The 13,428-nt window shown below is 41.0% G+C and carries 12 protein-coding genes and 1 tRNA gene; 12 read left to right on the forward strand and 1 reads right to left on the reverse strand.

What is annotated here, in order from left to right:
- Window positions 1–33: 33 nt before the first annotated feature.
- The 7 genes from OLM34_RS07925 (at window position 34) to OLM34_RS07955 (ending at window position 4,365) form a co-directional block, all read left to right on the forward strand.
- Entirely contained in the window at window positions 34–732 is a 699-nt protein-coding gene (locus tag OLM34_RS07925) for a hypothetical protein (RefSeq protein WP_264406451.1), read from the forward strand.
- Window positions 729–1,511: a TatD family hydrolase gene (locus tag OLM34_RS07930; RefSeq protein WP_264406453.1), complete on the forward strand. Its 783-nt coding sequence runs from the start codon at window positions 729–731 to the stop codon at window positions 1,509–1,511. The genes OLM34_RS07925 and OLM34_RS07930 overlap by 4 nt, the downstream gene beginning before the upstream one ends.
- A 161-nt stretch (window positions 1,512–1,672) precedes the next feature.
- Window positions 1,673–1,760, forward strand: a tRNA-Ser gene (locus OLM34_RS07935).
- A gap of 141 nt (window positions 1,761–1,901) precedes the next feature.
- Entirely contained in the window at window positions 1,902–2,720 is an 819-nt protein-coding gene (locus OLM34_RS07940) for a MotA/TolQ/ExbB proton channel family protein (RefSeq protein ID WP_264406455.1), read from the forward strand.
- Window positions 2,721–2,726: 6 nt separating this feature from the next.
- Entirely contained in the window at window positions 2,727–3,209 is a 483-nt protein-coding gene (locus OLM34_RS07945; RefSeq protein ID WP_264406456.1) for a hypothetical protein, read from the forward strand.
- A 47-nt stretch (window positions 3,210–3,256) separates the two neighbouring features.
- On the forward strand, window positions 3,257–3,904 hold the full coding sequence (locus OLM34_RS07950; RefSeq protein ID WP_264406458.1) for an ExbD/TolR family protein: 648 nt from the start codon (window positions 3,257–3,259) through the stop codon (window positions 3,902–3,904).
- Complete coding sequence (locus tag OLM34_RS07955) at window positions 3,904–4,365, forward strand: ExbD/TolR family protein (RefSeq protein ID WP_264406459.1); 462 nt, start codon at window positions 3,904–3,906, stop codon at window positions 4,363–4,365. The genes OLM34_RS07950 and OLM34_RS07955 overlap by 1 nt, the downstream gene beginning before the upstream one ends.
- An 80-nt stretch (window positions 4,366–4,445) precedes the next feature.
- On the opposite strand, the gene OLM34_RS07960 is transcribed toward OLM34_RS07955, so the two are convergent.
- On the reverse strand, window positions 4,446–5,669 hold the full coding sequence (locus OLM34_RS07960; RefSeq protein WP_264406460.1) for an anaerobic sulfatase-maturation protein: 1,224 nt from the start codon (window positions 5,667–5,669) through the stop codon (window positions 4,446–4,448).
- 195 nt (window positions 5,670–5,864) lie between these two features.
- Here OLM34_RS07960 and OLM34_RS07965 point away from each other — a divergent pair, with 195 nt between their 5' ends.
- The 5 genes from OLM34_RS07965 (at window position 5,865) to OLM34_RS07985 (ending at window position 13,420) form a co-directional block, all read left to right on the forward strand.
- On the forward strand, window positions 5,865–6,719 hold the full coding sequence (locus OLM34_RS07965; protein ID WP_264406461.1) for a lipopolysaccharide kinase InaA family protein: 855 nt from the start codon (window positions 5,865–5,867) through the stop codon (window positions 6,717–6,719).
- Window positions 6,720–7,037: 318 nt separating this feature from the next.
- Window positions 7,038–8,267 carry a peptidase T gene (gene pepT, locus OLM34_RS07970; RefSeq protein ID WP_264406463.1) on the forward strand — a complete coding sequence of 410 codons (1,230 nt, stop codon included), beginning with the start codon at window positions 7,038–7,040 and terminating at the stop codon, window positions 8,265–8,267.
- A 16-nt stretch (window positions 8,268–8,283) separates the two neighbouring features.
- Window positions 8,284–9,369, forward strand: a complete 1,086-nt coding sequence (gene gcvT, locus OLM34_RS07975) for a glycine cleavage system aminomethyltransferase GcvT (protein WP_264406464.1) — start codon at window positions 8,284–8,286, stop codon at window positions 9,367–9,369.
- Window positions 9,370–9,497: 128 nt separating this feature from the next.
- Window positions 9,498–11,528 (forward strand): aceric acid hydrolase, encoded by a 2,031-nt coding sequence (locus OLM34_RS07980; RefSeq protein WP_413777208.1) that lies wholly within the window; start codon window positions 9,498–9,500, stop codon window positions 11,526–11,528.
- 14 nt (window positions 11,529–11,542) lie between these two features.
- Entirely contained in the window at window positions 11,543–13,420 is a 1,878-nt protein-coding gene (locus tag OLM34_RS07985; protein WP_264406465.1) for a right-handed parallel beta-helix repeat-containing protein, read from the forward strand.
- Window positions 13,421–13,428: the final 8 nt, after the last annotated feature.

The raw sequence follows: 13,428 nt of genomic DNA on the forward strand, positions 1-13,428 counted from the left end.
TATTTCGGAAAAGTCTTAAAAAGTGAATTGATAATGCCTTATCGCAGATTACCCAATACCGATAACGCACGTATTCGTGCTTTGAAAACTGCTGTCGAAAAATGTTCAAGTACAGATTTTCAAGAATTGGCGGTTGAAATGAAAACACTTCAGGAGGCCAAAAATGTGCTTTCGCGCTTTGAGCGGCTATACGATCAATATCAACAAGCTTTTGATATACAGGTAAAGGCAAATATATTATTTCAGCAGAAAGCAAAAAATGCACGCATGTATCTTTCGCATTTTGTGCAAGTGTTATATATGTGTATTATTCGTTCCGAAATAAAAGCTGAACATTTGAAATTGTATGGCTTGGAAAATCAGCATATGTTGGTTCCTGATTTTTCTTCAAACGAACTTCTTCTTGAGTGGGGCGAAAAAATAATCGCAGGGGAAGAATCCCGTATTCAAAAGGGTGGAGTACCCATATTTAATCCTACTATTGCGAAAGTGAAGGTAATGTTTTCGCTTTTTAAGGAAGGGTATCAAACTCAGAAAATACATCAAAAGGCGACACTGCGCCTGCAAAATCAGGTGACGGAAGCAAGAGAAATCGTAGACAGCATTATTTTCGATATTTGGGAGCAGGTAGAAAAAACTAACAAAGATTTGCCCCTGAGCGAACGTCTTGAAAGGAATCGGGAATATGGGGTGGTGTATTACTACAGGAAAGGGGAAACAGTAGAAGAATGAATTTTATCGATACGCATGCACATCTTTACTTGCCTGATTTTCATGACGATTTTGATGACGTGGTCATCAGGGCTAAAAATGCCGGTGTGCTTAAAATTTTGTTGCCCAACATCGATATCGACTCCATAGAATTACTTAAACAAACGGTTCAATCCGATTCTTCCTTTTTTATCCCGATGATGGGGTTACATCCAACAGCTGTAAAGGAAGATTGGGAATATCAATTGGATATCATTTATCATGAACTGAAAACAAACCCTTATATCGGTATAGGCGAGATAGGCATCGATCTTTACCGGGATCAAACCTTTAAGATGCAGCAAATCAAAGCTTTTGAAAAACAGCTGCAATGGAGTATTGAAATGAATCTGCCGGTGGTAATTCATTTACGAAATGCAAATAGTGAAGTATTGCAAAGTATCGAAAATGTGGGCATGCATTTACTTCGAGGTGTTTTTCATAGTTTTGGAGGTTCAAAAGAAGAGTTAAATACTATACTGAAGCTGCCTTCGTTTTTTGTTGGAATAAACGGAATAGTTACTTTTAAAAATTCCGGTTTGTCCGATGTGTTGGCAGATTGCGATATCGAACGGATTGTGTTGGAAACGGATGCCCCTTATTTGGCTCCCGTACCTTACAGAGGAAAACGTAACGAACCGGCTTATTTAACGAAGATAGCGAAGAAGTTGTCCGATATTTTTGGTATCCCGGTAGAAGAGGTTGCCCGAATTACTACGCAAAATGCGGCAAAACTAGTTGATATAAGTAATTGGGAATAGGAATTTATTCGAGGTTTTTGTTGATTTGAGGCAGTTTTTATAAAAATTTAAATGGAATTTAAGCGATATATATGGGATAAATTCTTTAATTTTGTCTATTGAATGGAGTGCAAATGAAATATTTTTTGTAATTTGCGGCCGTTTTCTGAAAATCTCCGTTAGGAGAGATGCTCGAGTGGTTGAAGAGGCACGCCTGGAGAGCGTGTATACGCCAAAAGTGTATCGCGGGTTCGAATCCCGCTCTCTCCGCAGAGAATATTCAGTAAAGAGGGAAATTTTAGTAGTTTTTGTTGCGTTTGGATATTCAGAGAAATAATGAATATAATAATAAGTAGAATAATTAATTTATAAACAAATTCAGATCATTAATCCTAAAAAATTGAACACACAATGAAAAAGTTATTTGCAATTTTAGCAATTCTCGGCATGATGTCGGTAGGATTGCCATCGGTTATTTTAGCGCAAGATTCTACTGCAGTTGCAGATACTGCTGCTCAAAGCGAACAAGTAGCTGCGGCACCTGCAGCAAGCGAAGCTGAACCGGCTGTTGAAGAAACCTCATCTGGCGGTTTTCATCAGGCTCTTAAAGTGAAGTTTATCGAAGGGGGTGTAACTTTTATGTCTCCTATTGCACTGGTATTCATTTTAGGTTTGGCTTTTGCGTTGGAAAGAATCATTTATTTAAGTTTGGCTGATGTTGATTCTCAAACTCTTCTTAAAAAAATCGGCGAAGCCCTCAGTAATGGTGATGTAGAAGGTGCAAAAGATATTGCCCGTGAAACGAGAGGCCCGATAGCTTCCATTATTTATCAGGGTTTACTCCGTCTCGAAGAAGGCCCGGATGTGGTAGAACGTTCCATTGTATCTTACGGTGGAGTACAGAGCGGTTTGCTCGAAAGAAATTTATCGTGGATCACCTTGTTTATCGCTATTGCTCCTTCACTCGGATTCTTGGGAACAGTTGTCGGTATGGTTCAGGCATTCGACGATATTCAGAGAGCAGGTGATATCAGCCCGACAATTGTTGCTGCCGGTATGAAAGTTGCGTTGATCACGACGGTATTTGGTCTTATCGTTGCCATTATTCTTCAGGTATTTTATAATTATCTTCTCAATAAACTGGAAGGTATCCTTAACAGAATGGAAGATGCTTCCATTACTTTTCTTGATCAAGTGATCAAATACAATGTTAAATATAAAAAATTGTAATTTATTATGGCAGTAACAAAAATACATAAAACCTCCAAAATGGTATTATATGCCATCATGGGAATTACGGTTTTGATATTGGCGGTTTTTCTTTTGGGGGGCGAGGTTCCGGTTGAAGAGCGGGTTGTGCCGACAATTTCTGAACCCAGGTTTACGGATTTATTGATGTATTGGGTTTATGCTTTGTTGGCGATTTCAGTATTAGTACTGATTGCATTTGCTGTTTCCGATTTTATCTCCTCATGGAAAGCGAGACCCAAAAGTGCTTTTAGGTCGCTCTTGGTCGTTTTGGTGTTTGTTGCAATGTTGATTATCACTTTCGCAATAGGTAGCGGTACACCTTTGAATATTGTTGGTTACACAGGATCGGAGAATGTTCCTATTTTCTTGAAAATTACCGATATGTGGCTATACAGTATCTATCTTATGGTGGTGGTTAATGTTTTGGCTCTCCTTTTTTCTCCGCTGTTAAAATCGGGGAAAAAATAATTTTATCCCTTTTGTGAGGGAATTTAATTTAAAAGATAAAAGAAATTATGGCAAAGAAGAAAAAAAGAAAGACGCCGAATCTTAATTCAAGTTCGATGGCGGACGTATCTTTTCTTTTGCTTACTTTCTTCCTCATGACTTCTTCAATGGACACCGATAGCGGGTTGGCACGTCGGTTGCCTCCTCCTCCGCAAAATGAGGAACAGCTCCAGAAAATGGACGTTCAACGAAGAAACCTGATGGTGGTATTGGTTAACTATCAAAACCAGGTTATGGTGAGAACCCAAGCCGGTGATGAATGGTATAACAATATTGCCGAATTGCAAGGAACAGGGGGGAAAGTGCCCTTAAAAGAGAAAGTAAAAGAATTCGTTTTGAATGCAAACAATCGTCCCGACCTGCCCGAACTGATTGAAGAGGATTTCGGTCCCCCCATTGGTAAAGTTTTGGTTACTCCCGATCACGTGATATCTTTACAAAATGATGCAACAACCAGTTACAAAGCCTATATTGCCGTTCAAAACGAATTGGTAAAAGCTTATAACGAATTGCGTGATCAAGCAGCCAAAAAATATTTTGGCAGATCGTATAATGAATTGCTCCCGGAACAGCAAGAACAGATCAACAAATTGTATCCACAGCGGATTTCGGAGGCAGAACCTAAAGATTATGTACAACAGGGAGGAGGAAAGTAATGGGAAAATTTAATAAATCAGCCGGTTCTCGGGAAGTGCCTGAATTAAATACTGCCTCAATGCCGGACTTGGTCTTTGCTATTTTGTTTTTCTTTATGGTAACTGTATCCATGCGTTCGGAAACTTTAATTGTAAGATTCACTCTTCCTACAGCATCGGAAGTTCAGAAGCTGGAGAAGAAGTCTCTGGTAACCTATATCAATATAGGTATTCCGCTCGATCCCAGGTTAGGGAGTGCAACGCGGATGCAATTGAACGATAAACTTGCGGAGGTTTCGGACATTCAGGATTATATTGCTCAAGAAAAGTCGAGGTTGAATGAAGCGGATCAGCAATTTATGACAGTTTCCATCAAGGCAGACGAAAACACAAAGATGAAGTACATCAGTGATGTAAAACAGGCTCTAAGGAAAGCATATGCACTCAAAATCAGTTATTCTGCACGAAAGGGAGAAAACTGATAGTGTTGAGTAAATATAACCGTAAAAAACCGGATTATTATGTGATAATCCGGTTTTTTAATTATACAAACAGATTATTATTATGGATTCCCTTGCTTGATCCATTTCATTATGTTGGCCGGAGGTCGTTGTTCCATCAATTCTTTTTTCATGAAATCCATATAAGGCATTACATGGTGAAAAAATTGGAAGTATCCTTTACACAAATAATTTAGTCCCGTTTCGCCATATTTATCGGTTGAAAACCGATTTTTTGGACATTCACCATAGCAGGCAAACAGCACATCGCATTCTTTGCACTGACGTGGTAGTTTGTCGAATTTATCGTTCCCGAATTTCAACTGTTTTTCGGAATACATCATGCCGGCCAATGGTTCTGTATAAATATTTCCCAGTTTGTATTCCGGAAAAACAAAATGGTCGCATGAGTAAACATCGCCGTTGAATTCCATTACACCGGCATGTCCGCATGTTTTTGCCATTGTACAAACCCCGGGTTGTTCTCCTACCCAGTTGGCAAGAGTAGAATCAAAGATCTGAACAAATATTTTTCCCACATCGTTTTTTACCCACTCATCGAAAATTGTGCATAAAAAATTTCCCCATTGTTGTGGTGTAACGCTAAAAGGCGCTAATTCGGCTTTTTTTTCTGTAACAGAGGCAAGTGCAGGATGGAGCTGTCCGTTGGTCATTCGTTCAACGATAGGTGTAAACTGAAGAAATTGGCATCCGATTTCTTTGAAGAATCGATAAAATTCAAGGGGATAATCGGCATTATAATCGTTCACAACGGCCATGCAGTTAAACTCAACTTCGTGTTTTTTTAGCAGTTCGATGCCTCGCATTACCCGTTGAAATGTTGGCCTGTTCATCTTGTCGCGACGATATTCATCATGAAATTCTTGAGGACCGTCAATAGATATTCCGACCAAAAAATTATTTTCTTTGAAAAAGGCACACCATTCGTCCGTAAGCAGTGTTCCGTTGGTTTGTATGGAATTATCGATTTGCCTTCCTCTGCCATATTGTTTTTGCAATTCCAATGCTTTTTTATAGAAAGAGAGCGGTCTCATCAAAGGTTCTCCTCCGTGCCATGTGAAAAGTACTTGAGGCATGGTTTGTGATTCCAAGTATTCTCGGGTAAACCGTTCAAGGAGTTCGTCGCTCATTACATGATTTTTGTTTTGCGTATAGAATTTCGATTTTTCGAGATAATAGCAATAATCGCAAGACAAATTGCAGAATGAGCCAACCGGCTTTAACATTACATATAATGGTTTGGCAAATGGAGCGTAAACAGACATGTTAATTCGATATTTTATGCAAAAATACGTATTTTAGTTGATTATATTCGTGAGTTTTGCTTTCTGTTTTTGGTCTGACTGAAGGCTGAATCTATATCGTAACGTTATGAGCGGTCCTGTTTACGAAGATTATGACAAAAAGTATTAACTTTGTCGCACGACTTATTCAGTAGGGTTTCGAGGTGAGTTCACGATATGCATAATTTTTTCCGGCGACATACGGTCAAAACGATTATTGCTCCTGCATACAACACGAATCGTACTGTTTCGGAGTTTGTGAATACAATTCCGAAATTGTTCGATCAAGATGGCGACATTGTTTATCAAGGACGTAATACCTTAAAAAGGTTTACGCTTGATAACGGTGATATTATCGTAAAAAAATTTGCAATACCCAATTTCATTAACAGCATTGTTTATGCTACATTTCGTAAATCAAAAGCCGAACGATCGTATGAAAACAGCCTGGAAATCATAAGAAGAGGATTCCATTCACCCACCCCAATAGCGTATATTGAAGAATTCAGGTACGGGAAATTACGTAATAGCTATTTTCTTTGCTCTTATCTTGAAAAATATAACACCATGCGCCTTTATTTAGACGGTGTCGAGAAAAATGATGCGCTGCTTACGGCATTCTCCCAATATACGGCAGAACTTCATTGTGCAGGAATCTTTCATAAAGATTATAGCCCGGGGAATATTCTATGGAAGTATACTATCGATTCCGACAGATATGAATTTTATATTGTGGATACCAACAGGATGGAGTTTATCGAGTATGGTAAACGCTATCTGAAAAATCTGTCCCGGTTGAGTTTTTCTCCTCATGTGTCTACGTTTATTGCAAAAGAATATGTTTCTTACATGCAACGTACAAAGCAGATGCCGATGACAGATAAGACGGTTGAAAAGATCAATGAATATGCCGATCGGTTTTTCCTTGGTAAAGCTTATAAATATGCATTACGCAATATTTTGAAGCAGCCTTTCATAAAAGCATCAAAGGGTTATGGGATATTGGCCGTTTTTTTATATGCAAAAATTTAACGCTCTGCAAGAAGTTGTCGCGAATTGTTGCAAATCATTTATTTTCTATAGAAAATAATATTTATATTCGCTATATTTATGAATATGACACCCGAAAGGTGCTTGTGAGAAGATGGAAGTATGGAAAAAAGGATAAAAAATAGGGTAAGCTTACTATATCGCGCCGCTTCAACCAAATACCCTTGCTTCGATCAAGACCTGGGGGATTCTTTGGGAGCTGGCCGTATAGGACTTACCCTGATGCAAAGGTAAATCTTTTTCCCAAAATTTCAAAACTAAAATACGAATTTGATTATCTATTAAAAAAAAATCATCACGATGAAGGTAAATGTAGTTGACAGATTTATTAAATATGCAAAAATCGATACGCAGTCCGATGAGAATAGCAATCAGACGCCGAGTACGTTAAAACAGTTTAATTTGGCGAAGGAAGTCGAAAGAGAACTGATTGAAATGGGGATGACCGACGTTTCATTGGACAACAATTGCTACTTAATGGCAACATTGCCGGCAAATAGTGAAAAGCGTATCCCGACAATAGGGTTTATTGCCCATTTCGATACGAGTCCCGACATGAGTGGAGAAAATGTGAAACCCCATATTGTAAAACAATACACAGGCAATGATATCGTGCTTAATGAGGAGCAGCATATCGTTCTGTCGCCTCATGATTTCCCTGAACTGTTGGATCATATAGGTGAAGATCTGATTGTAACCGATGGAACTACATTACTTGGAGCTGATGACAAGGCGGGTATCGCTGAGATCATTACCGCCATGCAACACTTTCTCGATCATCCCGAAATCAAACACGGTAAAGTGCGTATTGCCTTTACTCCCGACGAGGAAATCGGTCGCGGCGCCGATAAGTTCGATGTGCAAAAATTCGGAGCCGAATGGGGGTATACGGTAGATGGGGGAGAAGTTGGCGAGCTTGAATATGAAAATTTCAATGCGGCTTCGGCAAAAATTACCATTCAAGGGCGGAATGTTCATCCCGGCTATGCCAAAAATAAAATGATCAATGCCTTGCATGTGGCAAATGAATTGATAAATCTGTTGCCTGCAAATGAACGTCCTGAATTTACGGAAGGGTATGAAGGATTTTTCCATTTGATTTCTTTGAATGGAACGGTTGAGGAGGCTGTGGTTTCGTTTATTATACGGGATCATGAACGCAATAGGTTTGAAATGCGCAAAAAAATCATGCAGGATGCCGTGTCGTTTCTTAATGAGCGTTATTCCAATCGACTGAAACTCGAACTGCGTGATCAGTACTTCAACATGCGCGAAAAAGTTGAACCTGTGAAGCATGTCATTGACTATGCCTTTCGTGCAATGCAGAACGTTGGGGTGACACCTCGAGTGAAACCTATACGCGGGGGTACGGATGGCGCACGCTTGTCGTTTATGGGATTGCCTTGTCCCAACATCTTTGCCGGAGGACTCAATTTTCACGGCCGCTATGAATTTATTCCTGTTCAGTCGTTGGAAAAAGCCACACAAGTAATCGAAAAAATAGTGGAAATAGTAGCAGAAGAAGCATAATCAATAGTATACAGATATGAAAAAAACACCTTTTACGGATTTGCATATTGCACTGGGTGCAAAAATGCATGAATTTGCAGGATACAACATGCCCATCGAATATTCGGGAATAATCGATGAACATTTGACGGTGGTGAATGCTGTCGGCGTTTTTGATGTTTCTCATATGGGTGAGTTTTGGGTGAAAGGACCCAAAGCTGCCGAATTTGTTCAAAAAATAGGCACTAACGATGCATTGGCTATTGGTGTTGGAAAGGCACAGTACAACTGCATGTTGAACGAAAACGGAGGCATCATCGACGATTTTGTATTGTATCGCTACGAAGATCAAAAATACATGATGGTGGTCAATGCGGCCAATATCGAAAAAGACTGGACTTGGTGCTTGCAACAGAATACGATGGGGGCATCACTCGAAAATGCATCCGATTATATGGCACAATTGGCTGTGCAAGGCCCGAAAGCCAAAGATACGCTGCAGAAACTTACTGATGTCGATCTTTCATCGATTCCGTATTATTCTTTTGTTACCGGGAAAATAGCCGGAGTGGACAAGGTCATTATTTCCAACACAGGATATACAGGTGCCGGAGGTTTCGAGCTTTATTTTTATCCCGAGTTCGGGAAACAGATATGGGATGCTATTTTCGATGCAGGGAAAGAATTCGGGATAAAACCTGCCGGCTTGGGAGCAAGAGATACACTACGTTTGGAAATGGGTTTTTGCCTCTACGGTAACGATCTTGATGAAACGACCACTCCTCTTCAAGCGGGATTGGGATGGATTACCAAATTTGTGGACGGTAACGATTTTATCGGACGCAAAGCACTGGAAGCCGAAAAAGTTGCCGGAGTACCTCGTAAGCTATGCGGTTTTATGTTGGTAGATAAAGGGATACCCCGTCAAGGATACGAAATAGAGAACGATAATCGCGAGACGATCGGTAAGGTTACTTCGGGAACCATCTCTCCGGTATTGAAAGTCGGCATCGGGTTGGGATATGTAAAGCCCGAATATGCCAAGCCCGGAACGCCCCTTTATATCAATATCCGTAACAAACCTGTTAAAGCAGAAGTTGTTAAGCCCCCTTTTAGGAAATAGTATTTCGGCATAATCGGCAAGTCTTTTTCATGGTGCATTCTGATCTTACTTTTTTTGAGTACAAAGCCGCATCGATTAACGTTTATATTATATAAGACTTCGTGATAATCGATGAAAATAGGTGTTTGATGATGAAAACCGGTAAGATCGTATGCTTTTTTTTACTTTTTCCGTTATTGTTGACGGCGCAGGAAAAAGGTTTGATGAATACAAGCCACAGTAATCATGTTAAACTGAAGAATGTGGCTATGACAGACGTGCGATGGACGAAAGGCTTTTGGGCAGAGCGGTTTGAAGTGTATAAAGATACCCTGATTCTCAGTATGTGGAAAACGCTGAATGATCCGGAAATATCCCATTCTTTCAGAAATTTCGAAATTGCTGCCGGAGAGAAGGAGGGTGCCCATTCCGGTCCTCCCTTTCACGATGGCGATTTTTATAAATGGTTTGAAGGCATGGCTTCGGTTTATGCCATGACCAACGATCCAAAACTCGACAGTTTAATGGATCGCATCATTCGTACTATAGGAAAAGCACAGCGTGCCGACGGCTATATTCATACTCCCGTAATTATAGAAGATAGAAACCAAACGAATGAAGAAACGGCGTTTAGCGATAGGTTAAATTTTGAAACCTATAATCTCGGACATCTCATGACGGCAGCTTGTGTGCATTATCGAGCTACAGGTAAACGGACATTGTTGGATATAGCTGTCAAAGCAACCGATTTTCTGTGTCGTTTTTATGAAACGGCGTCTGCCGAATTGGCACGAAATGCCATATGTCCTTCTCACTATATGGGCGTGGTTGAAATGTACCGGACTACTCGTAATCCGGCTTATTTGAATTTGGCAAAAAACCTCATCGATATCCGTGGAATGGTCGAAAACGGAACCGACGATAATCAGGACAGGATTCCTTTTCGTGAGCAGACAACCGCAATGGGGCATGCTGTGAGAGCCAATTATCTGTATGCGGGTGTTGCTGATGTGTATGCCGAAACAGGAGAACAAAAATTGAAAGAAAATTTGGAGTTGATTCAACAGGATATCGTCAACCGAAAAATGTATATAACCGGAGGTTGCGGGGCTTTATACGATGGAGTTTCTCCCGACGGTACGTGTTATGAACCCGATTCCATTCAGAAAATACATCAAGCTTACGGTCGTGCTTACCAACTGCCCAACATTACTGCTCACAACGAAACTTGTGCAAACATTGGAAATTTGCTGTTCAATTGGCGGATGCTGCAACTGACGGGTGAAGAAAAATATGCCGAGATTGTGGAAACTGCACTCTATAACAGCATCCTTTCGGGGGTAAGTCTCGACGGCAAAAAGTTTTTTTACACCAATCCGTTGCGCATCTCGAAGGATTTTCCCTACGTGCTGCGTTGGCCAAAAGAAAGAACATCGTACATCAGTTGTTTCTGTTGTCCTCCAAATACGGTGAGAACACTCTGTGAAGTGCAGAATTATTGCTATTCCGTTTCCGATTCGGGAATTTGGTTTCATCTTTACGGAGGCAACGAATTAAATACGACATTACCTGACGGATTAAAGATACGGCTTACTCAGACGTCCGATTATCCCTGGGATGGGAGAATTGCTATTAAACTGGATGAGGTTTCCAAAGAAAAGGATTTTTCTCTTTATTTTCGTATTCCGGCATGGTGTTCCGATGCACAATTGAAAGTTAACGGAAAACCTGTGAATATTTCCTTAAAATCCGGTTCGTATGCCGAAATAAATAGAAAGTGGGCAAAAGGAGACATTATCGTATTGAATTTGGACATGGAAACGCAGTTGATCGAATCCAATCCTTTGGTTGAAGAAACCCGCAATCAGGTAGTCGTCAAGAGAGGTCCGTTGGTATATTGTATGGAATCGGTCGATATGGAAAGTGGGCATACTATCGATGCAATTATGTTGCCGGCAAACATTCAGCTGACTCCGCAAAAAATGGAAATCGCCGACAGTCCGGTTGTTTGTCTCGAGGGCAAGGCCAACGTTATATCGGATAACACTTCGTGGGGAAATACCCTTTATCGACCGATGAAAAATGAGAAACAAACGATATCGATACGGTTGATTCCGTATTATGCCTGGGGTAACAGAGGAAAAGGCGAAATGACGGTTTGGATGCCGGTATCGAGATGAATGCAATGAATATAATGAAGAAAAGAAGAATAGTAACGTTGTTTGTGGCTATAATGGCAGTAGTTAAACTGTTGAGTGCAGATATCTGGGTTTCACCTTCCGGCGACGACAGAAACAGCGGATTATCGCGAGAGCATCCCCTTCAAACGCTGCATGCCGCTTTGCGTAAGGCAAGAGAAATGAGGCGGCTGAACGATCCGTCGATAACGAGCGGAATAAATATTTTCTTGGGGAAAGGAATATATTGCCAGTATGAACCTCTTTTGATACGTCCGGAAGACTCGGGAACGCCGAGTTCTCCAACACTTATCAAAGGGATTGATGGCGATCATGTGGTTATCAGCGGCGGCGTGAAGTTATCCGGATGGAAACTAGCCGGCAGAATTGGGGGTTTGCCTGCTGATGTGCTGAATAAAATTTGGATGGTTGATGTTCCCTTAGTTAATGGTAACGTGATTAACTTCAGGCAATTGTGGGTCAACGGAAGAAAAGCAACGAGGACACGAAATATTACTGATTTCAGGCAGATGGACAGGATTATATCTGATGATATCCAAAACGAAATTCTTTGGGTGCCGACAAGTTCGGTAGCGAGTATAGCGAAGTCTCCTCATGCGGAACTCGTATTGCATCAAATGTGGGAGATAGCTGTTTTGAGGATCCAATCGATCATATTCAACGGGGATTCGGCGGGGATAACGTTTCATTCCCCCGAAAACCGGATTCAGTTTGAACATCCCTGGCCTAGACCAATGATGGGTAAAGGTGTCAACTCGCCGTTTTATATCACCAATGCCATGGAGCTGCTTGACCGACCTGGCGAATGGTATTTCGATAAAGCTGATTCCCGCCTTTATTATTATCCCTTGCCCGGAGAAAAAATGGAAAGCGTTTCTGCCGTTATACCCTTTGCGGAAACACTTGTGGAAGTTATGGGGACAGCTGACAGACAGGTAGCCCATATTCGTTTCGAGAATATCCATTTCAATTATACTACCTGGCTGCGTCCGTCCGAGAAAGGGCATGTACCCTTACAGGCGGGGATGTACATGCTCGATGCTTATCGATTGGTCCCTAAACTTCAAAGGGATGCAGAAGATCATCCGCTGGATAATCAGGCATGGATTGGCCGTCCGCCGGCAGCAGTGGAAGTAGAAGGTGCTCACCACATTGTTTTCGAGAACTGCACATTTGAGCATCTTGGTTCTTGTGGCTTAGATTTCAAGAAAACAACGCATGATACAAGAGTTGTTGGTTGTCTGTTTCGCGATATTGCCGGAAACGGCATGCAGATCGGCATGTTTTCCGAGCCTTCCGTTGAAACCCATTTGCCCTATCGTCCACAGGACGAGCGAGAGATTTGTACCGGTCAGTTTATCGAAAACAATTATATTACCGATATCGGCAACGAAGACTGGGGATGTGTAGGAATTTGTGCCGGATATGTGAGAGACATTCTTATCCGTCACAATGAATTATGCGATTTGCCTTATACTGGCATCAGCATGGGGTGGGGGTGGACCCGAAGCGACAACTGCATGAGAAACAATCGTGTTATGGGCAATAATGTGCATCATTTTGCCAAACACATGCACGATGTTGCGGGAATTTACACGCTTTCTTCGCAACCCCATAGCATAATAGCCGAAAATTATGTTCACGACATCGTACTTTCGCCTTATGCTCATAATCCTGATCATTGGTTTTATCTTTATACCGATGAGGGATCTTCATATATTGAAGTGAAAAACAATTGGTGCGATGCTGAAAAATTCTTACAGAATGCCAATGGTCCCGGTGTCGTTTGGGAAAATAATGGTCCTATGGTACATGATTCGGTGAAGATAAATGCCGGATTAAAACCGAAATATCAATATTTACGGTATAAATAATTTAAAAT

Origin of the sequence: Anaerorudis cellulosivorans (assembly GCF_025943985.1) — a bacterium.
In the GTDB taxonomy this organism is placed as follows: Bacteria; Bacteroidota; Bacteroidia; order Bacteroidales; family Dysgonomonadaceae; genus Anaerorudis; species Anaerorudis cellulosivorans.